We start from the raw sequence: 26,439 nt of genomic DNA, 5'->3' as shown, positions 1-26,439 counted from the left end.
CGACATAAAATTTTTGCACTCATACTATCGAATTGAGAAGAGGCGATTAAAGTCTTAAATCGCACTTTTAAAATAAGCGTGTTTAAAACCTTTGCTTATAAAAAGGCAAATGAATACAAAAAATCTATTTTATTTCAGTAAATTCTTTATAATGCGGTCAGATGAAGGGTAGTATACGGATTCAGACATGCCGCAAAAACGTAAAATCCTCCTCCTGGACACGGGCAAAGAATGGGGGGGAGGTACCAACAGTATGCTTGAGCTTCTGAAGCGAATCAACCGCGACAAATTCGACATTACCTGTTGTTTTTACAGGGATTATAGTCGTGCTGAAGGTCAAACGATTGGCCAGGTGCTCAATAGCATTGGGATCCCGCTACTCGTTATCCCTCAACGTAAGCAACCGGCATGGGCAAAACTACTGAAAGAAGCGGGACGTGGTCTGCTGTTTTTCTCGCGTTCAGCGCGCAAAGCTTTTACGCGGCATATCGATACCCTGTGGCGCATTCGCCCCAACGTCAGCAAGATCGAGACCATTTTCAGGGAAGGTGGATTCGATACGCTGTATATGAACAACCAGCCAGGCTCTAACGAAGAAGGGTATCTGGCGGGCGCAAACCTGCATGCGCGGATAATCCAGCACTGCCGGATTGAACCGGTGCTGACCCCGCCGCTGGTGAAGCTGGTCAATGCCCATGCCACAAAAATCATCGCCGTCTCGCACGGCGTTGAACGCGTGTTGCTTCAGCATGGCGTCCGGCCAGCGCTGTGTACCACGGTCAACAATGCTATCGACATCCACCAGCCTTTGCCCGACCGACGCGCGATGCGCCAGCGCCTGAACATTGATGACGACACGTTTGTGTTCGGCAGCATTGGCTCGCTAATCCCTCGCAAAGCCAACCACCATACGCTGGAGGCGCTGGCACAGTTCAGCCAGAGGCACCCGCAGGCAAAATGGAAGATGGTGTTGGTCGGTGAAGGGGCGGAGCGCGGCGCACTGGCGGCACAGGCTGACGCGCTGGGTATTGCTGAGCACGTCATTTTTACCGGTTTCCAGAACACGCCTTTTGACTATCTCGCCACCTTTGACGCATTTATTCTGGCCTCGAAGAGCGAAGGCCTGCCGCGCGTCGTGCTGGAGGCGATGCTGCTGAATATTCCCGTGATTGGTTCAAAGGTGACCGGCACGGCAGAATTGATCGATCATGAGTCGACCGGCCTGCTGTTTCCCTGGAGCGACGTGTCGCAACTTGCTCAACATCTGGATAATATCTGGCAGGATCCTGCTCTGCGCGCCCGGCTCGCCGCTGCCGCACACCAGAATGTCTGCAACATGTATGCCATTGAAAGCTATGTTAACGGTGTCGAGGCCGTTCTTGGCGCGCAATAACCAAACGAGAAGAACATGTTTAAATTCCTGAATGCTCGCTACCGCCACATTACCGGGCGTCATAACATTCCTTACGCTTCCCTTCCGGTCACGCGCGATCTCGTTGCGGTGGATTCCATTGTGATCCCGTGTACGGGCGCGGATTTCGTCGAAGAGGCGTTATTGTCAGCGACCTTTGCAGAGCGTTATGCCACCGACGTCAGCGAGATTGTTATCGTCAGCGATCAGCCTGAATCCGCTTTCGGCGAGCTGCCGCCAAAAACCCGCGTTGTTACCCTCACGCTTCCAAAACGTGAAGAAGGTTACCGCTATAAGCAGATCTACCTCAGTCGTCTGGTGAAGCTTAACGCTCCGTTGCAGGCGCGCGGTGAAGGTGTGCTGATGATCGACTCCGATCTCAACCTGCTTAAAATGCCAGAGATCAACATGGCGGATATGCACATCTACTCCAGCTTCCGTCAGGGCAAAATGATTGCCAAGCTGGACGGCGCGCCAGCGGAGAAAGTGCCGGCATATTACAAAGAAACGGTGCGTCCGTATCTGGTCGATCACGTTAACGGCGCGTTTCTTGCCGCCACCAAAAAGACCTGGCGCCGTATCTGCCCGCTGTGGCTGACGCTGTTCCAGGATACCTGGGAGCTGATGGACGATACGCAGCCGCCGACCGATCAGCTGCCGCTCGCTGCGCTGCTGGACATGCTGGATGTAAAAACGGTTAACCTCGGTGACTGGATGAACTGGCCGGTCTCCAAGAAGATCGGCGGTCAGGAAGCCGTTGTGCCGAAAGAGGTGATTGGCGCGCACGGTGGTTTCCCGCTTTCCGAATGGCAGAAGTATCTGGAATCGCCGGATAACAAACTGCTGTTCAAAGGCCAGGATTACACCCGCAAGGTGCGCTACCTGACGGACGAAGAGAAAAAGAATCAGTAAAAAAGGGGCCGCTGGCCCCTTTTTAATTACTTATCCCAGCTCAGGATCACTTTCCCTGACTGGCCGGACCGCATTGCGTCAAAGCCCTGCTGGAACTCATCGATGGAGAAACGGTGAGTGATAATCGGGGACAGATCCAGACCGGACTGGATCAGCGCGGCCATCTTGTACCAGGTTTCGAACATCTCACGGCCATAGATGCCCTTAATGAACAGCCCCTTGAAGATGACTTTGTTCCAGTCAATGGACATATCTGACGGCGGAATACCCAGCATCGCGATACGGCCACCGTGGTTCATGGTGTCGAGCATGGTGCGGAACGCCGGTGGCGCGCCGGACATCTCCAGACCCACGTCAAAGCCTTCGGTCATGCCCAGCTCTTCCATCACATCGGTCAGGCTCTCTTTCGAGACATCCACCGCGCGGGTGACGCCCATTTTGCGCGCCAGCGACAGGCGGTATTCGTTCACGTCGGTGATCACCACGTTGCGCGCACCCACATGCTTCGCCACGGCTGCCGCCATAATGCCGATGGGGCCCGCGCCGGAAACCAGCACGTCTTCACCCACCAGGTCGAAGGAGAGCGCCGTGTGTACCGCGTTGCCGAACGGGTCGAAAATGGAGGCCAGATCGTCAGAGATATTGTCCGGGATTTTGAAGGCGTTAAACGCCGGGATCACCAGATATTCCGCGAAACAGCCCGGACGGTTCACGCCCACGCCGACGGTGTTGCGGCACAGGTGGGTACGCCCACCGCGACAGTTACGGCAGTGACCGCAGGTAATGTGGCCTTCACCGGAGACGCGATCGCCAATGTTGAAGCCTTTTACTTCCTGGCCGATACCCACCACTTCGCCGACATATTCGTGACCGACAACCATCGGTACCGGAATGGTTTTCTGCGACCACTGGTCCCAGTTGTAGATGTGAACGTCAGTACCGCAGATGGCGGTTTTACGAATTTTGATCAGCAGATCGTTATGACCGACTTCCGGCTCCGGCACGTCGATCATCCAAATCCCTTCTTCCGCTTTCAGTTTGGATAACGCTTTCATCATACGTCCTCAGGCAATGACGCCCAGCTGTTTGCCGATGCGGGTAAAGGCTTCCACCGCACGTTCAATTTGTTCAGGCGAGTGCGCCGCAGACATCTGGGTGCGGATACGCGCCTGACCTTTTGGTACCACCGGGAAAAAGAACCCGGTCACGTAAATCCCTTCTTTCTGAAGCTCACGAGCAAATTTCTGCGCGACAACCGCGTCGCCCAACATCACCGGAATGATCGCGTGATCGGCACCGGCCAGGGTGAATCCTGCGGCACTCATTTTTTCACGGAACAGGCGGGCGTTAGCCCACAGGCGGTCGCGCAGCTCAGCCCCGGATTCCACCATCTCCAGCACTTTAATGGAGGCAGCCACAATCGCCGGCGCCAGGGAGTTGGAGAACAGATACGGGCGGGAGCGCTGGCGCAGCCACTCGACCACCTCTTTACGCGCGGCGGTGTAGCCGCCAGACGCGCCGCCGAGCGCTTTGCCCAGCGTACCGGTGATGATATCCACGCGGCCCATTACGTCGCAGTATTCGTGGGAGCCACGACCGTTTTCGCCGACAAAACCGACCGCGTGAGAGTCATCCACCATCACCAGCGCGTCGTATTTATCCGCCAGATCGCACACGCCCTTCAGGTTGGCGATCACACCGTCCATGGAGAACACGCCGTCGGTGGCGATCAGGACGTGGCGAGCCCCCGCTTCACGGGCCTCTTTCAGGCGCGCTTCCAGCTCCACCATGTCGTTGTTGGCGTAGCGGAAACGCTTCGCTTTGCACAGGCGTACGCCGTCGATGATGGAGGCGTGGTTCAGGGCGTCGGAGATAATCGCGTCTTCTGCGCCGAGCAAGGTCTCAAACAGACCGCCGTTGGCGTCGAAGCAGGAGGAGTACAGAATCGCGTCTTCCATTCCGAGGAAGTTCGCCAGCTTTTGCTCAAGCTGCTTGTGGCTGTCCTGCGTACCGCAGATAAAGCGAACGGAGGCCATACCGAAACCGTGGGTGTCCATGCCGTTTTTCGCCGCGGCAATTAGCTCAGGGTGATTCGCAAGACCTAAATAGTTGTTCGCGCAAAAGTTGATCACATGGCTGCCGTCGGCAACGGTGATGTCCGCCTGCTGGGCAGACGTGATAATACGCTCTTCTTTGAACAACCCTTCCGCACGTGCGGTGTCGAGGTCGCTGTTTAACTGTTTGTAAAAATCACCACGCATTGCAATTCTCCAGACTCGGCAAATTTTGGCACATATTACCCAAACCAATAGTTCATGACGAGATGACGCAGTATCTCTTCTCGTTTTTGCAGCATAAATCACGCGTACCCCTGCTGCATATCGGTGAATGGCTGAAGCCTGAGCATTGTGATGATATGATAAAGAGATTAGCGTTCGGGATATTCCCCGACTCATACTTCAAAGGTTACAGTTATGATCATCGTTACTGGCGGCGCGGGCTTTATCGGCAGCAATATTGTTAAGGCCCTCAATGACAAAGGCATCACCGACATTCTGGTGGTGGATAACCTGAAAGACGGCACCAAGTTCGTTAACCTGGTGGATCTGAACATCGCTGACTACATGGATAAAGAAGACTTCCTTATCCAGATTATGGCGGGTGAAGAGTTCGGCGAGATCGAAGCCATCTTCCACGAAGGTGCTTGCTCCTCCACCACCGAGTGGGACGGCAAGTACATGATGGATAACAACTATCAGTACTCCAAAGAGCTCCTGCACTACTGCCTGGAGCGTGAAATTCCGTTCCTGTACGCCTCTTCCGCGGCAACCTACGGTGGGCGCACTTCAGATTTCATCGAATCCCGCGAATATGAGCAGCCGCTGAACGTTTACGGTTACTCCAAATTCCTGTTTGACGAGTACGTGCGTCAGATCCTGCCAGAAGCGAACTCGCAGATTGTCGGCTTCCGCTACTTCAACGTCTACGGGCCGCGCGAAGGTCACAAAGGCAGCATGGCGAGCGTGGCGTTCCACCTGAACACCCAGTTAAATAACGGCGAAAGCCCGAAACTGTTCGAAGGCAGCGACGGCTTCAAGCGTGACTTCGTCTACGTGGGCGATGTGGCGGCAGTAAACCTGTGGTTCCTGGAAAATGGCGTGTCCGGCATTTTCAACCTGGGCACTGGCCGCGCGGAATCCTTCCAGGCGGTGGCAGACGCGACGCTGGCGTACCATAAGAAAGGCAGCATCGAGTACATTCCGTTCCCGGATAAGCTGAAAGGCCGCTACCAGGCATTCACCCAGGCGGACCTGACTAACCTGCGCGCCGCAGGCTACGACAAGCCGTTCAAGACCGTTGCCGAAGGCGTAACGGAATATATGGCCTGGCTGAACCGCGACGCATAAGCATGAAAATTCTGGTGATCGGCCCGTCATGGGTGGGCGACATGATGATGTCGCAAAGTCTCTATCGCACGCTCAAGGCGCGTTATCCCCAGGCGATAATCGACGTGATGGCACCCGCATGGTGCCGTCCGCTGTTATCGCGTATGCCGGAAGTGAACGAGGCGATCCCGATGCCGCTCGGACACGGCGCGCTGGAAATCGGTGAACGCCGCAAACTCGGCCACAGCCTGCGCGAGAAACGCTATGACCGCGCGTACGTGCTGCCTAACTCCTTCAAATCCGCCCTTGTGCCCTTCTTTGCGGGCATCCCGCACCGTACCGGCTGGCGCGGTGAAATGCGCTACGGCCTGCTGAACGACGCCCGGGTGCTGGATAAAGAGGCCTGGCCGCTGATGGTGGAGCGCTACGTGGCGCTGGCCTACGACAAAGGCGTGATGCGCAGCGCGAAAGATCTGCCGCAGCCGCTGCTGTGGCCGCAGCTCCAGGTAAGCGATGGGGAGAAATCCCACACCTGCAACGCATTTGGCATTTCGTCCGAACGCCCGATGATTGGGTTCTGCCCTGGCGCAGAATTCGGTCCGGCAAAACGCTGGCCGCACTATCACTATGCAGAGCTGGCGAAACAGCTTATCGATGAAGGCTATCAGATTGTGCTGTTTGGCTCGGCGAAAGATCATGAGGCGGGCAATGAAATTCTCGCCACGCTGAGCACCGAGCAACAGGCATGGTGCCGAAACCTGGCCGGGGAAACGCAGCTCGAGCAGGCGGTTATCCTGATTGCCGCCTGTAAGGCCGTGGTCAGTAACGACTCTGGCCTGATGCACGTCGCCGCCGCGCTGGATTGCCCGCTGGTCGCGCTGTATGGTCCAAGCAGCCCGGACTTCACGCCGCCGCTGTCGCACAAGGCGCGCGTGATCCGTTTGATCACCGGCTACCACAAGGTGCGCAAAGGCGATGCCGCAGAAGGTTACCATCAGAGCCTGATCGACATTACCCCGCAGCGTGTTCTCGAAGAACTCAACGCACTGCTGTTGAGCGAAGAAGGATAACGGATGCGGGTATTGATCGTTAAAACCTCCTCAATGGGTGATGTTCTGCATACGCTGCCGTCGCTGACGGACGCCATGCGGGCCATTCCCGGCATCCGTTTTGACTGGGTGGTGGAAGAAGGCTTCGCGCAGATCCCCACCTGGCATGAAGCGGTTGATCGCGTGATCCCGGTGGCCATTCGCCGCTGGCGCAAAGCATGGTTCTCCGCACAGATTAAAGCCGAACGCAAAGCCTTCCGCGAAGCGGTGCAGGCCCGGCGTTACGACGCGATCGTCGACGCCCAGGGGCTGGTGAAAAGCGCCGCGCTGGTCACGCGTCTGGCGCACGGCGTAAAGCACGGCATGGACTGGCAAACCGCCCGCGAACCGCTGGCGAGCCTGTTCTATAACCGTCGCCACCATATTGCGAAGCAGCAGCACGCCGTGGAACGTACCCGCGAGCTGTTCGCTAAGAGTCTCGGCTATGCAAAACCCGACCTCCAGGGTGACTACGCCATCGCACAGCATTTTCTGCGCGAAACGGACAAGGATATCGCGCCCTATCTGGTTTTCCTGCATGCCACAACGCGCGACGATAAGCACTGGCCGGAAACGCACTGGAGAAGGCTGATTGAACTAATGCAACCTAGCGGTATCCATATTAAACTCCCGTGGGGCGCTGAACATGAGCGGCAGCGAGCGGAACGTCTGGCAGCAGGTTTTTCCCACGTCGAGGTGTTACCCAAACTCACGCTGGCGCAGGTTGCCGCACAGCTGGCGGGCGCTAACGCCGTCGTTTCTGTGGATACAGGGTTAAGCCATTTAACCGCCGCACTGGATCGTCCTAATATCACGATTTTCGGCCCGACCGATCCGGGGTTGATCGGGGGTTACGGTAAAAACCAGCATCAGATGGTTAGCCCTACGCAACAAACGAAGGATATTAGCGCAGATGCTATTTTTTCATTTTTACAGGGCAGCCATCGGCTTTCCAACAGGGATATTTAACCCATGAGTTATGTATTTCTGCTGATTTTACTCTTTCCGGTGAAACTCATCCGGAAGCTGTTTCGAAAAGACACGGGCAAGAACCTTGTCATTCAGACAGCCAAAATCGGTGACTTTATTAATGCGACGCCTCTTCTGGCATATCTGCAAAAAAGCGATGTGTTGATCAGTCGCAGCGTTGGCGCGCTGGCGAAGCATGATGAGACTATTGAGCAGATCTATTTTATTGAGCAGCATAAGCGCAACCTGTGGCGTAAACTGTGCTTCGCGTGCAGGATCATGAACCGATACGACAACGTCTACCTGCTACAGCCCAACAGCGTGAACCTCTTTTTTGCCGCCGTCTGCAATGCCAAAAACAAACAATTTTTAAGCATTTACACGCGCAGGTGGTATCACGGGATTTTCTATCTCGCAGCCGACGGCACCGTTGAGCATGGCAAAAAAACGCTTTCGGTGACGAATTACCTGAAACTGGCCGACCGCTCGCTCACGTGGCAAGACTCTCCCAAGCACGCCACAAAGCCACTCTTCAAGCCGACGACCTGGCCGGCCATTCTTGATAAACCTGGCGTTATCCGCATCGGCATCAGTATTGCGGCGGGCAATAAAGCCAAAACCGTCCCTCCGGTTATCTGGAAGCGGATTGTTGATCAACTCGCTGATTTACCCTGCGAGTTTTATGTCTTCGGCGCGCCAAACGAACAGTCGTGGATGGACGATATCACCCGTCTTTACGGTGAAATCCCCAATTTTATCAATCTTATTGGCAAAATTTCGCTGGAAGAGCTTCCCTGGGCCATTTCTAAGATGGACTGCTATATCGCGTCTGACTCGGGGAATGTCTACATCGCAGACGCCGTCGGCGTGCCGGTGGTCCTGCTGTTTGGACCGTGTTGTCACTATGAACAGCGTCCGCTTGGCAATGTGATGCTGATCGGGAATGACGATAACATTTGTTCTTATGTGTTTGAAACGCGCTATTACTTCCCGCAAGAACGGGAAGCACTATTCTCTGTCACTGACTCCGCGTTACACGATCTTCAGCAGTTTATCCGTACATTACCAAAAGCCCGCTCACTGGCTAGCGCTACCGACGCTCAAGGAAACTAATTTTTATGGCTTTTTTAAGCGTCATTATTGCTGCGCATAACGCTGAAGCTACGCTGCACGCCACGCTTTCAAGCCTGCTGGCAGCAACCGATCAGGACACTGAAATTATTATTTTCAATGACAGTTCTGAGGATGCCACGCAGGCAATAATTGAAGAGTGGTCGCCGAAATTTCCTCAGATCATAACGCGCACCGTGAACTTTCGTAACGTAGGCCGGGTAAGAAACAGCGCTGTCGCGCTGGCATCGGGTGAGTATATTACGATGCTCGACAGTGATGATTGCTTAAAGCCGGGCAGCCTCAGGGACGCAATGGCCTACCTGAAAGCGCAACGTCCGGATATGTTACTGACACGTTTGCTTGAGATTCGCGATCCCCGGAGAATGACTTCAGACTGGCAGGGATTTAATCCTGTGCCATTGTCACAACATGAAGCAATTGCTCGTTTCTTACGTCATAAAGACTTTCAGGCACATCTCATTGGCCAGTTTATTCATCGTAGTCTTTACGAGAAAAATCCCATACCTCCGATGTTATGTTATGAGGATTTCGCTGTCTTCCCGGGAATGTTGATGCAATCGAGCAAAATAGCCTATCAACGCCAGGGGCATTATTATTACATCAAGCGTCGCGACAGTTTGTCGAGCAGTCTGGACGCCAGCAAAATTTCAACGCTTGTCGAATGCACGTTACAGATGGAAAGAACATTTCCGTCACGCTACAAACATCTCGTCAATTGCCACTGGTTTGATATTTACAGCAACCATCGCTCCTGTCTGACAGACCAACAATTGCAGCTCGTGAAACAACGCGTAAAGACCATGTATACATTGTCTTTTTTCATGTCCACCGATGTTCGTTTTAGCTACAAAAAAAGGGTTATTGAGGCGTTATGGAAAAAATAAAACCACGGCTATATCAACTGACGATCGCTTTAAGCCTCATCTCCTTGATACTGGCTTTAGTCAGTTCTGGGAAGCAAAGAGAATTTTTCTATATCGCTATTTACGTCAGTATTATTGGCCTGGCTTTCGAATATAAAAAAATCACTCTGCGACCTTTTACTATAGCACTGCCCATTCTGCTGATTGGGTTACTTAACCTCGGCTGGTACTTACTCTATGAGTATCATAACGAGGGCCTCAACCTTTACAGCGACTACCTCGGTGCCAGCAAAAAGTTAATTTTAGCGAGTGTCCTGATTTTCTATATCGACCGCTTTAAGTTTTATATCGATAAGGATACCTTCAGGAAATTCTTCTTCTTCGCAACGGCCCTGGGGTTTGTGCTCGCCACAGGGTATGGCTTGTGGCAGGCCTCGCAAGGTATGACTCGCGTTGAGATGGCAATTAACCGTGCCACCGTTTCAGCCTATGTTTATTCTGTCCTGTCACTGGCTTTCGTATACAGTCTTTACCTTCAACAGAACGTGAAGCTGTATGTTGTTGCGGGCTTCACTATATTAATCTCTTACTTCGTCATACTGTTGACGGGGACCCGCGCTGCGATGGGTTTATATCTGCTTCTGGCGATTGTGCTCACGCTTTATCATTTCAGAAAGATTCATCTTAAATCAGCCCTCATCTTTTTATGCATTGTTGCAGGCGTTGTAATCGTTAGCTACAAGCCATTGATTTCGCCAAAAATACAACAAACCCAACGTGAGGTTGAACGTTATCAACAAGGTTTTGACCGCACCTCACTCGGCGCACGTTTTTCGATGTGGACTATCGGGATCGAGAATGGTCTTGCCCATCCGTTAGGGCAATCGCTGGAAGAGCGTGAAGCGTGGACCCGACACTACATTAAAGACGGCCATCCTCACCTTGGCAGTGCACTCGAATACATCAAAGTCCACCTGCATAATGAATTTATTGAGAAATACTCTTTGCAGGGGATCCCCGGCGTAGCGGTAATGCTCTTTTTCTTCGTTTCGATGATTGTGTATGCCCTACGAAACAGAAACGCACTGCTGCTGACGTCGATGCTTCTTTTGCTTTTGTATGGACTGACGGATGTCATACTGCTCAGTTCAGAAGCCTTAATCTTCTTTATGATTTTGTTTGCGCTAAGTACACCTTTCTCACAAACAAAACAGCAATAACAAATATGCCCGCCTGGCGGGCATAACTATTTTTTGTACTGGTAAAACTCCGCCAGCGTCATCCCCACGGTCTTATCTGATAACCAGGTAAAGAGCTGCTCCAGATCCTGATACAGCCCCTCAATCGCGGCCTCGTCTTTAAAAGTAGGGCTCCCGCCAGGCATAAATTCCGACGAATGCAGCATGAATTCCACGTAGTCATTCCCCTGAGCCAGGCACTGCTGCGCAACCTTAATCATCTCCGCCGCATTTCCTCCGGACGGACGTAACCAGTTAACTGACGGAGAACGGTATTTACCGCGCAGACGATCATAACCCTGCTTCAGGGAATTCAGCCATGCCGGGTGTTTATACTGGATGCTCATCGGCACTTCGAGGAGAGGGCTGTTTCCCGGCCGGGAAATGTCGTCTACGTCCAAAAAGTAGGCACTATCGGGAAAATGCTGGTAATTCGTTCCGCCATTACCCTGCGGGACACCTTTCGCGTTGCGCCAGTTCACGCGCGGCGTAACGGAACAATCTACCTGATACCCCAGCTCAATCAGCAACTGGGCGTAACGGCTGTCGAATGCCCAGCGCCCGGCGCGATGGCTGAGCATTTTTGTCTGGAAAGTCTCTTCCAGTAAGCGGGTCATGAAGAGCACTTTCTCACGCATGACCTCGTCTGAAAACTCAATCAGATAAGGCTGCCAGCGCCAGTCATCACCGGTCAGATCGTGCTCCGGAGGGCTATTCCAGGCATGGAGATGCATTCCCACCTCACCCTGGCCGCGGGCTATGACCTCTTTCGCGAACTCAATGAATACCGGTTCGACGGCCATCTCGTAGTTGGTCAGCCAGACGGGCTTAAAGCCGAAGCGTTCACAAAGCGCCTGAAACCGCGCCAGGTAGCGCGCGTTTTCCGTTTTGATCACCCGGTGGTTCTGCCAGAGATTATCCCCTTCGGTATCGATCGTGATGATAAACGCTGGTTTTTTCATAATGAGCCCGCAAGACAAAATAGTTAGCGCTATGTTACGCACGCCCGAAAGCAGGAGTAAACCCTTCCAGGGAAATTCCTGACATTATGGAGAAAGAGTGCAAGTCGTTACCAGGTCTATTAGAATTGCCAATAGTACAACGCCGATAAGATGATGATGAATAACTTACCTGACACGCCTGATTTGCGCATTTTACTGATCAAACTTCGCCATCATGGTGACATGTTACTCACCACCCCCGTCATCAATTCATTACGCCAGAAATGGCCTGACGCCCAAATCGACGTGCTTCTCTATGAAGAGACGCGAGACATGCTCGCCGCGCACCCGGCAATCGGGACGATCTATGGTATCGATCGTAAATGGAAGCAGCTGGGGACGCTGAAGCACCTGCAAAAAGAGTGGCAGTTGCTTCGTGCTTTACGTGCTCAGCATTATCATCTGGTGATCAATCTTGCCGATCAGTGGCGCAGCGCGATTGTTACCCGCTTCACCGGTGCACCGGTTCGGCTCGGGTTCGCTTTTAACAAGCGCAATAATGCCTTCTGGCGTTTTTGTCACAGTGAACTGGTCTCGGTCGCCAGCCATCAGTCGTTGCACACCGTTGAACAAAATCTCTCCATACTGTCAGCGCTGCCGGTAATGGCCAACCCTACCGTGACCATGGCTTACAGCGCGGATGACTGGCGCCATGCTCACCAAAAGCTGTCGCAAAAGGGCGTGGGAGACCGCTACATCGTTATTCAACCCACTTCACGCTGGTTCTTTAAGTGCTGGGACGAAGGCAAAATGGCGCAAACTATCGCCGCGTTGCAGCAGGACGGCCACACTATCGTCCTCACGGCGGGACCGGACAAGAAAGAGCTGGCGATGATTGACCGCATTCTTGCCGCCTCCCCGCAGACGGGTGTTGTATCGCTGGCAGGGCAGTTAACCCTGCGCCAACTGGCCTCGCTAATCGATCACGCGATCCTGTTCATTGGCGTTGACTCCGTACCCATGCACATGGCCGCCGCTCTTCAGACGCCCTGCGTGGCGCTGTTTGGCCCGTCAAAATTGACGTTCTGGTCGCCATGGCAGGTTAACGGAGAGGTCATCTGGGCAGGTAACTACGGCCCGCTTCCCAACCCTGACGCCATTGATACAAAAACGACGGAACGTTATCTCGACGCCATCCCCGTTGATGCTGTCGTCTCCGCCGCAAGGAGATACCTGCAATGAAGCTTCATCGTCTGGCCATTGTGCGCCAAAAATATCGTCCGGATGGGGGAGCAGAACGTTTTGTCTCCAGGGCACTTACCGCGCTGAGCAATCAAAATCTTGAGCTCAACGTCATCACCCGCGAGTGGCAGGGCGAAAAGCAGGACGACTGGCATATTCATATTTGCGATCCACGAAAGTGGGGCCGCATCAGCCGTGAGCGCGGCTTTGCACACGCCGCGCGCACGCTGTGGCAGCAACAGCAGTTTGATATTGTCCAGAGCCACGAACGTATTCCGGGCTGCGATATTTACCGCGCCGGGGATGGTGTACATCGACGCTGGCTGCTACAGCGTACGCGTATTCTCCCCGCCTGGCGCGCGAAGCTGCTTATGCACGATCGCTATCACCGCTACGTGATGCACGCAGAACGTGAAATGTACCAGGCTCCCGAGTTGAAAGCCGTTATCTGTAATGCGGAGATGATCAAGCGCGAAATCGTCGAAGACTTTGATATTGACGCAAAAAAGATACATGTGATTTATAATTCAATAGATTCCAGCCGCTTCGTTCCGGCAGAAGAGAGACAACGCGCTGTACTGCGTCAGCAATTTGGCTTACCCGCTGATGCCGTCATTTTCTGCTTCGTGGGTTCAGGGTTTGAACGCAAGGGGCTGGCAAGCGCTATTCGGGCTATAGCAGGAACCTCGGCGTGGCTGGTTGTGGTCGGTCAGGATAAAGCGGAAAGCCGTTATCGCGACCTCGCCCGTTCATTAGGCTGTGAGGGGCAAATCCGTTTCCTGGGGATGCAAAAAGAGACGCTGCCATTTTATCAGCTTTCTGATGGTTTACTGCTGCCGACGCTGTATGATCCTTTCCCGAACGTCATACTTGAAGCAATGGCCTGTGGATTGCCCGTCATTACGTCAGAGAGTTGCGGTGGTTCAGAATTTATTGAGCAAGGCCAGAACGGGTTTTACTGTGATGCACTTGATATCCACACATTGAAGGAGGCCGTCATGTCCATCCCTTCACTGGAAAAAAATAACAATATGGGGCTTGCGGCGCGTGAACGCGTCAGAGAAGCAACCCCTGAAAAACTATCAAGTCAGCTTATTTCGCTTTATCAAAAATTACTGGATTAATAATGCGCATCCTAATGATTATTGATGGTTTACCCGGTGGAGGAGCCGAAAAAACGGTTCTCACCCTCTCCAGCGGACTGACAGAACTGGGGCATCAGGTCACCCTTTTCTCCTTACGGAAGGTGTGCGACTACGCCATTCCGGAAGGCATCGATTTTCAGGTTGTGCAGGATACCTGTAAAAAACCCTGGCGGAAGCTGACCGAGATCCCGCGTCGCGCCCGTTTGCTGGATCGCGCCATCGAGCAGGCAGAACGCAGCGGTAAATTTGACGTCGTGTTCTCACATCTGCATAAAACCGACCGTATCGTGGCGCACAGCCGCGTGCTGGATCGGGATAAGGTCTGGTTCTGCGTACACGGGATGTTCTCCTTCTCCTATTTGCGCCATCGCAGCGGGCTTTCTCGCTGGTTTAAGCATTATAAAATCCGTCATACCTATGAAAACCGCAACGTGGTGGCGGTATCCGGCGCCGTGCTGCACGATCTGTCTGAAGTACTCGCGATCCCCCTGCGGCGCAAAGCGGTTATCCATAACCCCTTTGATATCCCTGAAATTCAGCGTCTGGCGGAAGCGCCCTTTGAGATGCAGGGGCAGGATTACATTATCCACGTTGGCCGTTTTCATGAACACAAACGTCACGACAGGCTGCTGCGGGCGTTTGCGCTGAGCAAGATCGACGCATCGCTGGTGTTGATGGGCAAAGGTTCTGACGCGAAAATAAATCAGCTCAAACAGCTTGCCGCTAAGCTGGGAATTGAAAACAAGATCGTCTTCCGCCCGTTCGAAACCAACCCCTACCCGTGGATCAAAGGGGCACGCCTTTTAGTGTTAAGTTCCGACTGCGAAGGTTTTGGTAATGTACTGGTAGAGTCCATTATCTGTCAGACCCCACCGGTGAGTACAAACTGCCCTGGCGGCCCTGCTGAGATCCTTACTGGCCCCCTGGCGCTTGGTCTGACAGCGTTAACCGACGAATCACTGGCGAAAACACTGGCAGAACTGTATGCCTCTCCGCCGGTTGTTGATCGCGAAACGATCGCATCGTTCGGTATCAACGCCATTTGCCAGCAATACATTGCTTTGGTCGACAACCAAAAATAATCAGGTTTCATATGCAAAATTCAGCGCCTTTATTAAGCGTGGTGGTGGCCGTTTATAACGGTGAAGCTTTTCTCGATCAGTTCTTTACCTGCCTTGTAAATCAACACATCGACAGTATGGAAGTCATCATCGTGAATGACGGTTCCACTGACCGCTCGATGCAGATTGTCGAAAAATGGCGCGAAAAGCTGCCACAGATGCAGGTTATTGAACAACCTAATCAGGGCGTGTCCATCGCGCGTAATACTGGCCTGGCCGTTGCGACCGGGCAGTATCTCTCTTTCCCGGATATTGATGATGTCTTCAAACCCGGCATGTACCAGCGTCTGCTGGATATGGCCGTCACGCAGAATCTGGATGTCGCCACCTGCAATGGCAACTACGTCTGGGAAAATAACAAAAAACCGTCTCGCCCTATCTTCCCTGAAGATAAGCTCGCCTCAACGGGCGTCATGAATGGCGCGGCATGGTTAAAAAAGGCGCTGGATTCACGTAAGTTCCTGCATGTGACCTGGCTGAATATCTATCGTCACGATTTTATTCGTCAGCACGGCTTCCGTTTCGAGCCAGGCCTGCGCCATCAGGATATCCCGTGGACGACTGAGGTGCTGCTTGCCGCGGAACGCGTTCAGTACACCAGCGAACGCTTTTACGACTACTACATTCACTCCGCCTCGGTATCGCACACCCCGGATAATGACGACACGCTGATTCGCTCTGCGCGCCATTATATGAAGATCCTGAAGATGCTTGATGCCATTAACCAGCGCTACCCGGATAAAGTGAAAAATATCCCGGCCTGTTACTGGCAAATCGCTAAAGAGGGTCTGGGAATTATTCATACCTTCGACAACATGAAGGATGAGGCGAAGAAATCAATGATAATCAAAGAGTTCTTCGACACCGGGATCTGGAAGCTCATCTGGAAAAGTGCCAAAAGCCCGCGTTTGCGCTGGCGCCTGGGCCGGCGCTACTTCCGTTTAAAACGGTATCTGGCATAAGAGATAGCTTTAGCACGCTTAAATGCTTAGAATTTCCCGGCCGAAACTAAAAAAACGGATAATCGCTTGGAATTGTTGTATACCGCCCTGCTCTACATCATTCAGCCACTGGTGTGGCTGCGACTGTTGCTTCGTAGCCGTAAAGCGCCTGCGTACCGTAAACGCTGGGCCGAACGTTATGGCTACTGCCGCAATAAAGTGGCGCCGGACGGTATTCTGCTGCATTCCGTGTCAGTCGGGGAAACGCTGGCCGCCATTCCACTGGTGCGTGCCCTGCGCCACCGTTATCCGTCACTGCCCATCACCGTCACCACGATGACGCCAACCGGCTCAGAGCGCGTGATGTCTGCCTTCGGTAAAGACGTGCATCACGTCTACCTGCCGTACGATCTCCCCTGCGCCATGAACCGTTTCCTGAATACCGTGCGCCCTAAACTGGTGATCGTCATGGAAACCGAACTGTGGCCGAATATGATTTCCGCCCTGCATGCCCGTAAAATTCCTTTGGTTATCGCCAACGCGCGTCTGTCGGAACGCTCGGCGAAAGGGTACGGCAAGCTGGGTAAATTTATGCGTCGCCTGCTCAGCAAAATCACGCTGATCGCCGCGCAGAACGAAGAAGATGCCGCGCGCTTTATCGCCCTCGGCCTGAAGCGCAACCAGCTTGCGGTCACGGGTAGCCTGAAGTTCGATATTTCCGTCACCCCTGAACTCGCCGCCCGTGCGGTAACACTGCGTCGTCAGTGGGCGCCGCGTCGCCAGGTCTGGATTGCCACCAGCACCCATGACGGCGAAGAAGCCATTATTCTTCAGGCTCACCGCCAGCTGCTGGAAAAATTCCCTGATTTACTTCTGATTCTGGTTCCTCGCCATCCTGAGCGTTTTAAAGATGCCCGCGAGATGGTGCAAAAAGGCGGTTTCAGCTTCACCCTGCGCAGCAGCGGCGAAATCCCCTCTGGCAGCACGCAGGTGGTGATTGGCGATACGATGGGCGAACTGATGCTGCTGTACGGGATCGCCGATCTTGCTTTCGTTGGCGGAAGCCTGGTGGAGCGCGGTGGTCATAACCCGCTGGAGCCAGCAGCCCACGCCATCCCCGTACTGATGGGGCCACACACGTTTAACTTCAAAGATATCTGCGCGAAATTGCAGCAAGCCGATGGCTTAATCACCGTGACCGACGCGGATTCGGTGGTCAAAGAGGTCTCTACCCTTCTGACTGACGAAGATTACCGCCTGTGGTACGGTCGTCACGCCGTTGAAGTCCTGCATCAGAACCAGGGCGCACTGACCCGTCTGCTGCAACTTCTGCAACCTTACCTGCCGCAGCGGAGCCACTAATGTCAACGCGTCTGTCGGTCGTGATGATCGCCAAAAACGCCGCCGACCTGCTTCCGGATTGCCTGGCCTCTGTTGCCTGGGCTGACGAAATCGTCATTCTCGACTCCGGAAGTACGGACAACACGGCGGACGTTGCCCGTGCAGCCGGGGCAAAAGTCTTTACCGACACCGACTGGCAGGGCTACGGTATTCAGCGCCAGCGTGCGCAGGGTTACGCCACGGGCGATTACGTGTTGATGATCGATACCGATGAGCGCGTCACCCCGGAACTCCGACAGGCCATTCAAACGGTGCTTGCCGCGCCACAGCCCGGCGCGGTCTACAGTATCGCGCGTCGTAACTATTTCCTGGGCCGCTTTATGCGCCACAGCGGCTGGTACCCCGACCGCGTGATGCGCCTCTATGCGCGCGAGCGTTATCAGTACAACGACAACCTGGTCCATGAGTCTCTGGCCTGCGATAATGCTCAGGTCATCCCCCTGACGGGCGATCTGCTTCATCTGACCTGCCGCGATTTCGCCAGCTTCCAGCGCAAACAGCTGAACTATGCCACCGCTTGGGCACAGGAGCGGCATGCGCGCGGCAAGAAGGCCACGCTGACCGGCATCTTCACCCACACGCTGGGCGCGTTTCTGAAAACGCTGCTGCTGCGTGGCGGCGTGCTGGACGGCAAACAGGGCTGGTTACTGGCCGTAGTGAATGCCCAGTATACTTTCAACAAATACACCGAGCTGTGGGCGCTGAACCGCGGCTACTCAGAGAAAACGTGAGCCATGAGCACAAAAGCGATTTATCCGGGTACCTTCGATCCGATCACTAACGGTCATCTTGATATCATCACCCGTGCGGCGTGTATGTTCGACAAGGTGATTCTGGCCATTGCCGCCAGCCCGAGCAAAAAGCCGATGTTCGACCTGAACGAACGCGTGCAGCTTGCCACCGATGCGATTTCGCATCTGTCGAATGTTGAGGTCGTCGGATTCAGCGACTTGATGGCAAACTTTGCCCGTGACCGGCAGGCCAATATCCTGATCCGCGGTCTTCGCGCGGTAGCAGACTTCGAATATGAGATGCAGCTGGCACACATGAACCGCCATCTGATGCCGGAGCTGGAGAGCGTATTCCTGATGCCCTCCAAAGAGTGGTCCTTCATCTCTTCCTCACTGGTGAAAGAGGTGGCGCGCCATCACGGGGACGTTACCCACTTCCTGCCGGTTAACGTCCACCAGGCGTTGATGGAAAAGCTAAAGTAACCCTACTTCTGGCACTGACGGCAGTAAAACGTGGCGCGCTGAGCGTGCTTCGTGGCAATAATCGGCGTCCCGCAGGCTCTGCACGGCTCACCCTTACGGCCATAAACCTGCAACTCCTGCGCAAAATAGCCCGGCTTCCCGTCGCTTTGCAGGAAATCCTTCAGAGTCGTCCCGCCCTGCTCAATTGAGCGCAGCAGTACCGCTTTAATTACTCTGACCAGCAGCTCGCACTCCTGCGCCGACAGCGAGGAGGCCAGCCGATCGGGATGGATCCCGGCGGCAAACAACGATTCGCTGGCATAGATATTTCCCACGCCCACCACCAGCTTGTTATCCATCAGCCAGGGTTTAATCGGGGTTTTCTTTTTCGCGCACTTCTCTTTGAGATAATCCGCGTTAAACGCCTCTGACAGCGGCTCAGGTCCGAGATGCGCCAGCACGTTGTGTCCTTCCAGCTCTTTGGTCCACAGCCATGCGCCAAAGCGACGCGGGTCGGTGTAACGCAGCACTTTGCCGTTACTCATCACCAGATCAACGTGGTCGTGCTTTTCCGCAGGCAACTCTTCGGTGAGGATGCGCAAGCTTCCCGACATGCCCAGATGGATAATGATCCAGCCGTCAGGCAGCTCCAGCAGCAGGTATTTCGCGCGGCGCTGCACGCTCAGGACGGGTTTGTCGCTTAACGCGTGGATCTCATCGGACACCGGCCAGCGCAGACGCCCGTTGCGAACGACAGCATGAAGAATAGTCGCGCCAACCAGATGGGGCTCAATGCCGCGGCGGCTGGTCTCTACCTCAGGTAATTCAGGCATGGTTCCTCCGTTGAGATGCAGAATGCAAAAAACCCCGCAGTTGCGGGGTTTTTCAATACAAGGAGACTAAAATTATTTGATTTTAGCTTCTTTGTACAGTACGTGCTGGCGTACAACTGGATCGAATTTTTTCAGTTCCAGTTTTTCCGGCTTAGTACGTTTGTTCTTCGTGGTGGTGTAGAAGTGACCTGTACCAGCAGAAGAAACCAGCTTGATTTTCTCGCGAATACCTTTAGCCATGATTTATTTCCTCTTTAAGTACTTAGTACTTTTCGCCACGGGCACGCAGTTCGGACAGAACTGTATCGATGCCTTTCTTATCGATTACACGCATACCTTTAGCAGATACGCGCAGGGTGACAAAACGCTTCTCGCTCTCAACCCAGAAACGGTGAGAGTGCAGGTTCGGCAGGAAACGGCGTTTAGTCGCGTTCAGTGCGTGGGAACGGTTGTTACCGGTCACCGGACGCTTGCCAGTAACTTGGCAGACTCGGGACATGTCTATTCTCCAAAAATCAAATTAGCTCGAGCTTCGTATGGGGTATCGGCGCCTCGTCAGGCTTTACAGCCCGGTCATCGCATAGTTCTATTGAACTCTCGATTGCCAGGCCCAAATGCCAAACCCGAGATTCTCAAAGGTGGCGTAGTATACGCTGACTCGGCGGTGTGCTCAAGTCCCGAACAGACAAAGATCCCGATGGATCGCGAGAAAAGGCCTAAATCCAGCCACGTTCGGCAAAAGAAATGTACTCTCCGCGGCCAATTATCAGATGGTCCAGCACACGAATGTCCATGAATTGACAGCATTTGATAATACGTTCGGTAATTGCTTTGTCAGCTCTGCTTGGTTCTGCACAGCCAGAGGGGTGATTATGCGCGAGGATCACGCCGGCTGCATTCACTTTTATCGCTTCCCGCACAATTTCACGCGGATGCACCTCAACGTGACTCAATGTTCCCGAAAAAAGGCGGGTATGTTTCAGTACCCGGTTTTTGTTGTCGAGAAAGATCACCATAAAGATCTCCCGCTCCAGATCGGAGAGCTGGCTTTGCAGAAATTCGCGGGTCATGTCGGGGGTGAGGATCGGGTCTTCTTCCTCCATACGCACGTTGTAAAATCGCCGGGCCAGCTCGGCAATGCCCCGTAACTGGGCATATTTCGCCACGCCAATGCCCTCAACGTGCGTAAACGCCTCCAGCTCAGCGGTCAGCAATCCATACAGTGAACCGAAATGGTCTATCAGTTCTTTCGCCAGCGTAAATACCGTTTTCCCCGGCGTGCCTGTGCGTAAAAAGAGCGCCAGCAGCTCGTCGTCCTTTAACAACGTGACGCCATGACGCAGCATTTTTTCACGCGGTAGCAGCAGTTCAGTATCTTCCATGCCCGGCCTCCTTCTGTTTGCCATTATGCTGCCACAGGCAAATTCGGGGTTCGACGCTGGCATTTCGTTCTTGCGTAACGCCTCGCAAAGTGAATTAAGGACATCATCACCCCGTTTTAGGGATTGTGATAAAATGCCCGCTCTCTGGTGAAACCCAACAGGAAAGAATCATGATGAGCCTGGCCGGTAAAAAAATCGTTCTTGGCGTCAGCGGCGGTATTGCTGCCTATAAAACGCCAGACCTGGTGCGCCGTTTGCGCGAGCGCGGGGCCGACGTACGGGTCGCGATCACCGAAGGCGGCAAAGCCTTTATCACCCCGCTGAGCCTGCAAGCCGTCTCGGGATACCCGGTATCCGACAGCCTGCTCGACCCGGCGGCCGAAGCCGCAATGGGCCACATTGAGCTGGGGAAATGGGCCGATCTGGTTATCCTTGCCCCCGCCACGGCAGATTTAATTGCCCGCGTGGCAGCCGGTATGGCGAACGATCTGGTAACGACCATTTGCCTCGCCACGCCTGCGCCCGTCGCGGTTGTGCCCGCAATGAACCAGCAGATGTACCGCAACGCCGCTACCCAGCATAATCTGGACACGCTGGCCTCGCGCGGCCTGCTGATTTGGGGACCGGACAGTGGCAGCCAGGCCTGCGGCGACGTTGGGCCAGGGCGTATGCTCGACCCATTGACGATTGTTGATATGGCCGCCGCCCATTTCTCGCCTGTCAACGATCTGCAACATCTCAACATCATGATTACCGCGGGCCCCACGCGCGAGCCGCTGGATCCGGTGCGTTACATCACCAACCACAGCTCAGGCAAAATGGGCTTTGCGATTGCTGCCGCGGCAGCCAAACGCGGCGCGAACGTCACGCTGGTGAGCGGCCCGGTGTCGCTTACCACCCCTGCGTTTGTGCAGCGTATTGATGTAACGACCGCGCTGGAAATGGAAGCCGCCGTACAGGCACATGCTCAACAGCAGCATATTTTTATCGGCTGTGCGGCCGTCGCTGATTACCGCGCCGAAACCATTGCCGACGCCAAAATTAAAAAGCAAGGTGATGAATTAACAATAAAAATGGTGAAGAACCCGGATATCGTTGCCGGTGTCGCCGCATTGAAAACTCATCGACCTTACGTTGTTGGGTTTGCCGCAGAAACGAATAATGTGGAAGAATATGCCCGGCAAAAACGTACCCGCAAAAACCTCGATTTGATTTGCGCGAACGACGTATCGCTGTCCACGCAAGGATTTAACAGCGACAGCAACGCATTGCACCTTTTCTGGCAGGATGGAGATAAAGTCTTACCGCTTGAGCGCAAAGAACTCCTGGGCCAACACTTATTGGACGAGATCGTTACCCGTTATGATGAAAAAAATCGACGTTAAGATTCTGGACCCGCGCGTTGGCGAGCAATTTCCGCTGCCAACGTATGCCACCTCCGGCTCTGCCGGTCTTGACCTGCGCGCCTGTCTTGATGACGCCGTAGAACTGGCGCCGGGTGCAACGACCCTGATCCCGACCGGGCTGGCGATTCACATTGCTGACCCGTCACTGGCAGCGGTGATCCTGCCGCGCTCTGGCCTGGGCCACAAGCATGGCGTCGTGCTGGGTAACCTGGTCGGCCTGATCGACTCTGACTATCAGGGTCAGCTGATGGTATCCGTCTGGAACCGTGGCCAGGACAGCTTCACCATTGAGCCGGGCGAGCGTATCGCGCAGATGGTGTTTGTACCGGTGGTGCAGGCAGAATTTAACCTGGTGGCAGACTTCGACGCTACCGACCGTGGCGAAGGCGGCTTCGGCCATTCCGGGCGCAAATAACTGCCCGACAAACACGCATCTCACAGCGCCATAATGCAATAACAAACCGCAAACGTCAGTTTGCGGGTCGCTGTGTGGTTGCCAGCCTGACAAGTGCTTATTTTCAGGGGTATTTTGTAACATGGCAGAAAAACAAACCGCGAAAAGGAATCGTCGCGAAGAAATACTTCAATCTCTGGCTCTGATGCTTGAATCCAGCGACGGCAGTCAACGCATCACCACCGCAAAACTGGCGGCCTCTGTGGGCGTGTCAGAGGCGGCGCTGTACCGTCATTTCCCGAGCAAAACCCGGATGTTTGACAGCCTGATCGAGTTTATCGAAGACAGCCTGATCACGCGCATCAACCTGATTCTGAAGGATGAAAAAGACACCAGCACGCGTCTGCGTCTGATTGTGCTGCTGATTCTGGGCTTTGGTGAACGTAACCCGGGTCTGACCCGTATTCTGACCGGCCACGCGCTGATGTTTGAACAGGATCGTCTGCAAGGCCGTATAAACCAGCTTTTTGAGCGTATCGAAGCCCAGCTGCGTCAGGTTCTGCGCGAGAAGAAAATGCGGGAAGGCGAGGGATATAATACGGATGAGACCCTGCTGGCAAGCCAGATCCTGGCATTTTGCGAAGGGATGCTCTCCCGGTTTGTGCGCAGCGAGTTTAAATATCGACCAACGGACGATTTTGACGCCCGCTGGCCGTTAGTGGCTGCTCAGTTACAGTAACGCCATCGCCGGATGGCGGCTTCGCCTTATCCGGCCTACGAACGGGTAGGCCCGGTAAGCGTAGCGCCACCGGGCAATTGAATTATACGCCAAACTCTTCGCGGTATTGACGCACCGCCGCCAGATGATCAGCCATCTCAGGCTTCTCTTCCAGATACGCAATCAGGTCTTTCAGCGTGATAATCGACGTGACCTTGCAGCCATAATCGCGCTCCACTTCCTGAATAGCAGAGATGTCGCCGCGCCCGCGCTCCTGACGATCGAGCGAAATCAGCACACCCGCAAGCGTTGCGCCGTTAGCCTGGATAATCTCCATCGATTCACGGATCGCGGTACCTGCGGTGATCACGTCATCCACCAGCATCACACGCCCCTGCAACGCACTGCCTACCAGATTGCCGCCTTCACCGTGGGTTTTGGCCTCTTTACGGTTAAAGCAGTACGGTACGTCGCGGTCATGGTGCTCCGCCAGCGCTACCGCCGTGGTGGTTGCAATTGGAATGCCTTTGTACGCGGGGCCAAACAGCAGGTCAAAATCAATCCCGGAATCCACCAGCGCTTCGGCATAGAAGCGGCCTAACAGTGCCAGGTCGCGCCCGGTATTAAACAGCCCGGCGTTGAAGAAATACGGGCTTTTACGCCCGGATTTCAGCGTGAACTCGCCAAACTTAAGTACCTGCTTGTTAAGCGCAAACTCAATAAACTGGCGCTGATACGATTTCATGGATTTGCTCCTTTGTCTTTTCAGTCTTACAGGCAAAAAAAAGGCGACTCATTGGTCGCCTTAAAATCAATTTTCTAACGCCGCTTTCTGCGTCGCTACAATAGATTCGATTCCCCCTCGGGCCAACGCCAGCAAGGTGAGCAGTTCTTCGTGGGTGAATGGCTCGCCTTCTGCCGTACCCTGCACTTCAATGATGCGACCATCTTCGGTCATCACCACGTTCATGTCGGTTTCTGCGGCAGAATCTTCAACGTATTCCAGATCGCAAAGCGCCTCGCCGTTAACGATACCAACGGAGACAGCAGCAACCATCCCTTTCATTGGGTTGGTTTTCAGCTTACCGGCGGCAACCAGTTTGTTCAGGGCATCTGCCAGCGCCACACAGGCACCGGTAATAGAGGCCGTACGCGTGCCACCATCGGCCTGGATCACGTCGCAGTCCAGCGTGATGGTGAACTCACCCAGCGTTTTCAGGTCAACCGCGGCGCGGAGCGCACGCGCGATCAGGCGCTGGATCTCCATAGTACGGCCGCCCTGCTTACCTTTTGCCGCTTCACGGGCATTACGGGTATGGGTTGCGCGCGGCAACATACCGTATTCGGCGGTGATCCACCCCTGGCCCTGACCTTTCAGGAAGCGAGGCACGCCCTCTTCAATGGACGCGGTGCAAAGCACCTTGGTGTCACCAAACTCAACCAGCACGGAGCCTTCAGCGTGTTTTGTATAGTTACGGGTCAGGGTGACGGGACGCACCTGGTTGGCGCTACGACCTGCTGGACGCATGATGGATTCTCCGGCTTGAAACGAATGTGGCTGCGCATTATACGGATAAAGGACGCTTATTCCTATCCTGGGAAGCCCCTGAAAGCTATAATCCCCCCATCTCTCCTTTAAAAACGGGAATGTCTATGATCCGCAGTATGACCGCCTACGCCCGGCGTGAAATCAAGGGTAGCTGGGGTAGCGCTACCTGGGAAATGCGCTCGGTAAACCAGCGCTATCTGGAAACGTATTTCCGTATGCCGGAACAGTTCCGCAGCCTGGAGCCTGTGGTGCGTGAGCGTATCCGTACGCGTCTGACCCGCGGGAAAGTGGAATGTAATTTGCGTTTTGAGCCCGATGCCAGCGCACAGGGCGAACTGATCCTGAACGAAAAGCTGGCAAAACAGCTGGTTAATGCGGCGAACTGGGTCAAAATGCAAAGCGATGAAGGCGAGATCAACCCGGTTGATATTCTGCGCTGGCCTGGCGTGATGGCCGCCGGAGAGCAGGATCTGGACGCGATTACCGCTGAAATCCTGGCTGCACTCGACGGCACGCTGGACGACTTTATCGTTGCCCGCGAAACCGAAGGCCAGGCGCTGAAAGCGATGATTGAGCAACGCCTTGAAGGCGTGAGCGCCGAAGTCGCTAAAGTGCGCGCTCATATGCCAGAAGTGCTGCAATGGCAGCGTGAGCGTCTTGTCGCCAAACTGGAAGAGGCGGAAGTTCAGCTGGAAAACAACCGTCTGGAACAAGAGCTGGTGCTGATGGCGCAGCGTGTGGACGTGGCTGAAGAGCTGGATCGTCTGGAAGCGCACGTTAAAGAGACCTACAACATTCTGAAGAAGAAAGAAGCGGTAGGCCGCCGTCTCGACTTTATGATGCAGGAGTTCAACCGCGAGTCGAACACGCTGGCGTCTAAGTCTATCAATGCAGAGGTAACCAATTCAGCGATTGAGCTGAAGGTCCTGATTGAGCAGATGCGCGAGCAGATCCAGAATATCGAGTAATTCCTTTCAGGGTGGTGTTGCCTCGCCCATCACCCATTACTTTTTCTAATCCTTATTTAGCCTTACTTTCTTTTCCTCCCGCCTTATCACAAGCCCGCCAGGCATGCGTTGATAAATTTCTGTAGGGCAAACCCCCTCGCCTTAGAAAATCTCAATCGTGATCTTCCGCACAAATCGCTAATCTCCTCCTCTTCATTCCGGAGG

Annotated in this window: 28 protein-coding genes; 19 read left to right on the top strand and 9 right to left on the bottom strand. The window is 54.2% G+C overall.

Annotated features, from left to right (window positions below):
• Nucleotides 1–187: 187 nt before the first annotated feature.
• Together ACOTY5_RS18690 and ACOTY5_RS18685 are read left to right on the top strand one after the other, a co-directional pair.
• Nucleotides 188–1,393 carry a glycosyltransferase gene (locus tag ACOTY5_RS18690; RefSeq protein WP_017383609.1) on the top strand — a complete coding sequence of 402 codons (1,206 nt, stop codon included), beginning with the start codon at nucleotides 188–190 and terminating at the stop codon, nucleotides 1,391–1,393.
• Between the two features lie 15 nt (nucleotides 1,394–1,408).
• Entirely contained in the window at nucleotides 1,409–2,323 is a 915-nt protein-coding gene (locus ACOTY5_RS18685; RefSeq protein WP_015570028.1) for a hypothetical protein, read from the top strand.
• Nucleotides 2,324–2,349: 26 nt separating this feature from the next.
• Here ACOTY5_RS18685 and tdh read toward each other — a convergent pair whose 3' ends face one another.
• Together tdh and kbl are read right to left on the bottom strand one after the other, a co-directional pair.
• Complete coding sequence (tdh, locus tag ACOTY5_RS18680; protein WP_045142437.1) at nucleotides 2,350–3,378, bottom strand: L-threonine 3-dehydrogenase; 1,029 nt, start codon at nucleotides 3,376–3,378, stop codon at nucleotides 2,350–2,352.
• A gap of 9 nt (nucleotides 3,379–3,387) precedes the next feature.
• Nucleotides 3,388–4,584: a glycine C-acetyltransferase gene (kbl, locus tag ACOTY5_RS18675; protein ID WP_015570030.1), complete on the bottom strand. Its 1,197-nt coding sequence runs from the start codon at nucleotides 4,582–4,584 to the stop codon at nucleotides 3,388–3,390.
• Nucleotides 4,585–4,797: 213 nt separating this feature from the next.
• Here kbl and rfaD point away from each other — a divergent pair, with 213 nt between their 5' ends.
• From rfaD to ACOTY5_RS18645, 6 genes are read left to right on the top strand one after another with little or no spacing between them, the layout of a single operon-like run.
• Nucleotides 4,798–5,730 (top strand): ADP-glyceromanno-heptose 6-epimerase, encoded by a 933-nt coding sequence (gene rfaD / locus ACOTY5_RS18670; RefSeq protein ID WP_003860858.1) that lies wholly within the window; start codon nucleotides 4,798–4,800, stop codon nucleotides 5,728–5,730.
• A 2-nt stretch (nucleotides 5,731–5,732) separates the two neighbouring features.
• The gene (rfaF, locus tag ACOTY5_RS18665) at nucleotides 5,733–6,779 is read left to right on the top strand and encodes an ADP-heptose--LPS heptosyltransferase RfaF (protein ID WP_062934140.1); all 1,047 of its coding nucleotides are present in this window, start codon (nucleotides 5,733–5,735) and stop codon (nucleotides 6,777–6,779) included.
• A 3-nt stretch (nucleotides 6,780–6,782) separates the two neighbouring features.
• The gene (gene rfaC, locus ACOTY5_RS18660; protein ID WP_045142435.1) at nucleotides 6,783–7,766 is read left to right on the top strand and encodes a lipopolysaccharide heptosyltransferase RfaC; all 984 of its coding nucleotides are present in this window, start codon (nucleotides 6,783–6,785) and stop codon (nucleotides 7,764–7,766) included.
• Nucleotides 7,767–7,769: 3 nt separating this feature from the next.
• Nucleotides 7,770–8,879 carry a glycosyltransferase family 9 protein gene (locus ACOTY5_RS18655; RefSeq protein WP_045142434.1) on the top strand — a complete coding sequence of 370 codons (1,110 nt, stop codon included), beginning with the start codon at nucleotides 7,770–7,772 and terminating at the stop codon, nucleotides 8,877–8,879.
• 5 nt (nucleotides 8,880–8,884) lie between these two features.
• Complete coding sequence (locus ACOTY5_RS18650; RefSeq protein ID WP_045142433.1) at nucleotides 8,885–9,784, top strand: glycosyltransferase family 2 protein; 900 nt, start codon at nucleotides 8,885–8,887, stop codon at nucleotides 9,782–9,784.
• Nucleotides 9,772–10,983, top strand: coding sequence for an O-antigen ligase family protein (locus ACOTY5_RS18645; protein ID WP_015570034.1), 1,212 nt, complete (start codon nucleotides 9,772–9,774; stop codon nucleotides 10,981–10,983). The genes ACOTY5_RS18650 and ACOTY5_RS18645 overlap by 13 nt, the downstream gene beginning before the upstream one ends.
• 26 nt (nucleotides 10,984–11,009) lie before the next feature.
• Here the strand turns inward: ACOTY5_RS18645 and ACOTY5_RS18640 are convergent, their stop codons facing one another.
• Nucleotides 11,010–11,963 (bottom strand): polysaccharide deacetylase family protein, encoded by a 954-nt coding sequence (locus ACOTY5_RS18640; protein WP_045142432.1) that lies wholly within the window; start codon nucleotides 11,961–11,963, stop codon nucleotides 11,010–11,012.
• A 150-nt stretch (nucleotides 11,964–12,113) separates the two neighbouring features.
• Between ACOTY5_RS18640 and rfaQ the strand changes: the two genes are divergently transcribed.
• The 7 genes from rfaQ (at nucleotide 12,114) to coaD (ending at nucleotide 19,006) form a co-directional block, all read left to right on the top strand.
• Nucleotides 12,114–13,184, top strand: coding sequence for a putative lipopolysaccharide heptosyltransferase III (gene rfaQ / locus ACOTY5_RS18635; RefSeq protein WP_017383615.1), 1,071 nt, complete (start codon nucleotides 12,114–12,116; stop codon nucleotides 13,182–13,184).
• Nucleotides 13,181–14,308 (top strand): glycosyltransferase family 4 protein, encoded by a 1,128-nt coding sequence (locus ACOTY5_RS18630; RefSeq protein WP_023295714.1) that lies wholly within the window; start codon nucleotides 13,181–13,183, stop codon nucleotides 14,306–14,308. Before rfaQ ends, ACOTY5_RS18630 begins: the two co-directional genes overlap by 4 nt.
• Nucleotides 14,309–14,310: 2 nt before the next feature.
• Nucleotides 14,311–15,411 (top strand): glycosyltransferase, encoded by a 1,101-nt coding sequence (locus tag ACOTY5_RS18625; RefSeq protein WP_045142431.1) that lies wholly within the window; start codon nucleotides 14,311–14,313, stop codon nucleotides 15,409–15,411.
• Between the two features lie 11 nt (nucleotides 15,412–15,422).
• Complete coding sequence (locus ACOTY5_RS18620; protein ID WP_015570038.1) at nucleotides 15,423–16,412, top strand: glycosyltransferase; 990 nt, start codon at nucleotides 15,423–15,425, stop codon at nucleotides 16,410–16,412.
• 66 nt (nucleotides 16,413–16,478) lie between these two features.
• Nucleotides 16,479–17,753: a lipid IV(A) 3-deoxy-D-manno-octulosonic acid transferase gene (waaA, locus tag ACOTY5_RS18615; RefSeq protein WP_003860874.1), complete on the top strand. Its 1,275-nt coding sequence runs from the start codon at nucleotides 16,479–16,481 to the stop codon at nucleotides 17,751–17,753.
• Nucleotides 17,753–18,523 carry a glycosyltransferase family 2 protein gene (locus ACOTY5_RS18610; protein WP_003860875.1) on the top strand — a complete coding sequence of 257 codons (771 nt, stop codon included), beginning with the start codon at nucleotides 17,753–17,755 and terminating at the stop codon, nucleotides 18,521–18,523. The genes waaA and ACOTY5_RS18610 overlap by 1 nt, the downstream gene beginning before the upstream one ends.
• A 3-nt stretch (nucleotides 18,524–18,526) precedes the next feature.
• On the top strand, nucleotides 18,527–19,006 hold the full coding sequence (gene coaD, locus ACOTY5_RS18605; protein ID WP_015570040.1) for a pantetheine-phosphate adenylyltransferase: 480 nt from the start codon (nucleotides 18,527–18,529) through the stop codon (nucleotides 19,004–19,006).
• A gap of 2 nt (nucleotides 19,007–19,008) precedes the next feature.
• Here the strand turns inward: coaD and mutM are convergent, their stop codons facing one another.
• The 4 genes from mutM to radC all read right to left on the bottom strand — a co-directional run bounded on the left by mutM (nucleotide 19,009) and on the right by radC (nucleotide 21,200).
• Nucleotides 19,009–19,818, bottom strand: a complete 810-nt coding sequence (gene mutM, locus ACOTY5_RS18600) for a bifunctional DNA-formamidopyrimidine glycosylase/DNA-(apurinic or apyrimidinic site) lyase (RefSeq protein ID WP_003860879.1) — start codon at nucleotides 19,816–19,818, stop codon at nucleotides 19,009–19,011.
• Between the two features lie 72 nt (nucleotides 19,819–19,890).
• The gene (gene rpmG / locus ACOTY5_RS18595) at nucleotides 19,891–20,058 is read right to left on the bottom strand and encodes a 50S ribosomal protein L33 (RefSeq protein WP_003024094.1); all 168 of its coding nucleotides are present in this window, start codon (nucleotides 20,056–20,058) and stop codon (nucleotides 19,891–19,893) included.
• A gap of 22 nt (nucleotides 20,059–20,080) precedes the next feature.
• Nucleotides 20,081–20,317, bottom strand: coding sequence for a 50S ribosomal protein L28 (gene rpmB, locus ACOTY5_RS18590; protein WP_002436699.1), 237 nt, complete (start codon nucleotides 20,315–20,317; stop codon nucleotides 20,081–20,083).
• Nucleotides 20,318–20,534: 217 nt separating this feature from the next.
• Nucleotides 20,535–21,200 carry a RadC family protein gene (gene radC / locus ACOTY5_RS18585; protein ID WP_045142430.1) on the bottom strand — a complete coding sequence of 222 codons (666 nt, stop codon included), beginning with the start codon at nucleotides 21,198–21,200 and terminating at the stop codon, nucleotides 20,535–20,537.
• Between the two features lie 173 nt (nucleotides 21,201–21,373).
• On the opposite strand from radC, the gene coaBC reads away from it, so the two are divergent.
• The 3 genes from coaBC (at nucleotide 21,374) to slmA (ending at nucleotide 23,739) form a co-directional block, all read left to right on the top strand.
• Nucleotides 21,374–22,585, top strand: a complete 1,212-nt coding sequence (coaBC, locus tag ACOTY5_RS18580; RefSeq protein WP_168728665.1) for a bifunctional phosphopantothenoylcysteine decarboxylase/phosphopantothenate--cysteine ligase CoaBC — start codon at nucleotides 21,374–21,376, stop codon at nucleotides 22,583–22,585.
• A complete protein-coding gene (gene dut, locus ACOTY5_RS18575) occupies nucleotides 22,563–23,021 on the top strand; it encodes a dUTP diphosphatase (RefSeq protein ID WP_015570042.1) in 459 nt (152 codons plus the stop codon). The genes coaBC and dut overlap by 23 nt, the downstream gene beginning before the upstream one ends.
• A 121-nt stretch (nucleotides 23,022–23,142) precedes the next feature.
• Complete coding sequence (gene slmA / locus ACOTY5_RS18570; protein WP_003860901.1) at nucleotides 23,143–23,739, top strand: nucleoid occlusion factor SlmA; 597 nt, start codon at nucleotides 23,143–23,145, stop codon at nucleotides 23,737–23,739.
• Between the two features lie 82 nt (nucleotides 23,740–23,821).
• On the opposite strand, the gene pyrE is transcribed toward slmA, so the two are convergent.
• The gene (gene pyrE, locus ACOTY5_RS18565) at nucleotides 23,822–24,463 is read right to left on the bottom strand and encodes an orotate phosphoribosyltransferase (RefSeq protein ID WP_015570043.1); all 642 of its coding nucleotides are present in this window, start codon (nucleotides 24,461–24,463) and stop codon (nucleotides 23,822–23,824) included.
• 66 nt (nucleotides 24,464–24,529) lie between these two features.
• Nucleotides 24,530–25,246, bottom strand: a complete 717-nt coding sequence (rph, locus tag ACOTY5_RS18560; RefSeq protein WP_015570044.1) for a ribonuclease PH — start codon at nucleotides 25,244–25,246, stop codon at nucleotides 24,530–24,532.
• Between the two features lie 125 nt (nucleotides 25,247–25,371).
• On the opposite strand from rph, the gene ACOTY5_RS18555 reads away from it, so the two are divergent.
• A complete protein-coding gene (locus ACOTY5_RS18555; protein ID WP_003860907.1) occupies nucleotides 25,372–26,235 on the top strand; it encodes a YicC/YloC family endoribonuclease in 864 nt (287 codons plus the stop codon).
• The last annotated feature ends 204 nt before the right edge of the window (nucleotides 26,236–26,439 follow it).

Origin of the sequence: Enterobacter cloacae complex sp. SHL018 (genome assembly GCF_049237905.1) — a bacterium.
GTDB lineage: Bacteria > Pseudomonadota > Gammaproteobacteria > Enterobacterales > Enterobacteriaceae > Enterobacter > Enterobacter hormaechei_C.
The sequence above is the reverse complement of the archived record's forward strand: the minus strand, read 5'-3'. Positions and strand labels throughout refer to the sequence as shown.

Coding starts and splice junctions, on each gene's coding strand:
- ACOTY5_RS18690 (WP_017383609.1), top strand. CDS start 188: ATGCCGCAAAAACGTAAAATCCTCCTCCTGGACACGGGCAAAGAATGG.
- ACOTY5_RS18685 (WP_015570028.1), top strand. CDS start 1,409: ATGTTTAAATTCCTGAATGCTCGCTACCGCCACATTACCGGGCGTCAT.
- tdh (WP_045142437.1), bottom strand. CDS start 3,378: ATGAAAGCGTTATCCAAACTGAAAGCGGAAGAAGGGATTTGGATGATC.
- kbl (WP_015570030.1), bottom strand. CDS start 4,584: ATGCGTGGTGATTTTTACAAACAGTTAAACAGCGACCTCGACACCGCA.
- rfaD (WP_003860858.1), top strand. CDS start 4,798: ATGATCATCGTTACTGGCGGCGCGGGCTTTATCGGCAGCAATATTGTT.
- rfaF (WP_062934140.1), top strand. CDS start 5,733: ATGAAAATTCTGGTGATCGGCCCGTCATGGGTGGGCGACATGATGATG.
- rfaC (WP_045142435.1), top strand. CDS start 6,783: ATGCGGGTATTGATCGTTAAAACCTCCTCAATGGGTGATGTTCTGCAT.
- ACOTY5_RS18655 (WP_045142434.1), top strand. CDS start 7,770: ATGAGTTATGTATTTCTGCTGATTTTACTCTTTCCGGTGAAACTCATC.
- ACOTY5_RS18650 (WP_045142433.1), top strand. CDS start 8,885: ATGGCTTTTTTAAGCGTCATTATTGCTGCGCATAACGCTGAAGCTACG.
- ACOTY5_RS18645 (WP_015570034.1), top strand. CDS start 9,772: ATGGAAAAAATAAAACCACGGCTATATCAACTGACGATCGCTTTAAGC.
- ACOTY5_RS18640 (WP_045142432.1), bottom strand. CDS start 11,963: ATGAAAAAACCAGCGTTTATCATCACGATCGATACCGAAGGGGATAAT.
- rfaQ (WP_017383615.1), top strand. CDS start 12,114: ATGATGATGAATAACTTACCTGACACGCCTGATTTGCGCATTTTACTG.
- ACOTY5_RS18630 (WP_023295714.1), top strand. CDS start 13,181: ATGAAGCTTCATCGTCTGGCCATTGTGCGCCAAAAATATCGTCCGGAT.
- ACOTY5_RS18625 (WP_045142431.1), top strand. CDS start 14,311: ATGCGCATCCTAATGATTATTGATGGTTTACCCGGTGGAGGAGCCGAA.
- ACOTY5_RS18620 (WP_015570038.1), top strand. CDS start 15,423: ATGCAAAATTCAGCGCCTTTATTAAGCGTGGTGGTGGCCGTTTATAAC.
- ACOTY5_RS18610 (WP_003860875.1), top strand. CDS start 17,753: ATGTCAACGCGTCTGTCGGTCGTGATGATCGCCAAAAACGCCGCCGAC.
- coaD (WP_015570040.1), top strand. CDS start 18,527: ATGAGCACAAAAGCGATTTATCCGGGTACCTTCGATCCGATCACTAAC.
- mutM (WP_003860879.1), bottom strand. CDS start 19,818: ATGCCTGAATTACCTGAGGTAGAGACCAGCCGCCGCGGCATTGAGCCC.
- rpmG (WP_003024094.1), bottom strand. CDS start 20,058: ATGGCTAAAGGTATTCGCGAGAAAATCAAGCTGGTTTCTTCTGCTGGT.
- rpmB (WP_002436699.1), bottom strand. CDS start 20,317: ATGTCCCGAGTCTGCCAAGTTACTGGCAAGCGTCCGGTGACCGGTAAC.
- radC (WP_045142430.1), bottom strand. CDS start 21,200: ATGGAAGATACTGAACTGCTGCTACCGCGTGAAAAAATGCTGCGTCAT.
- coaBC (WP_168728665.1), top strand. CDS start 21,374: ATGAGCCTGGCCGGTAAAAAAATCGTTCTTGGCGTCAGCGGCGGTATT.
- dut (WP_015570042.1), top strand. CDS start 22,563: ATGATGAAAAAAATCGACGTTAAGATTCTGGACCCGCGCGTTGGCGAG.
- slmA (WP_003860901.1), top strand. CDS start 23,143: ATGGCAGAAAAACAAACCGCGAAAAGGAATCGTCGCGAAGAAATACTT.
- pyrE (WP_015570043.1), bottom strand. CDS start 24,463: ATGAAATCGTATCAGCGCCAGTTTATTGAGTTTGCGCTTAACAAGCAG.
- rph (WP_015570044.1), bottom strand. CDS start 25,246: ATGCGTCCAGCAGGTCGTAGCGCCAACCAGGTGCGTCCCGTCACCCTG.
- ACOTY5_RS18555 (WP_003860907.1), top strand. CDS start 25,372: ATGATCCGCAGTATGACCGCCTACGCCCGGCGTGAAATCAAGGGTAGC.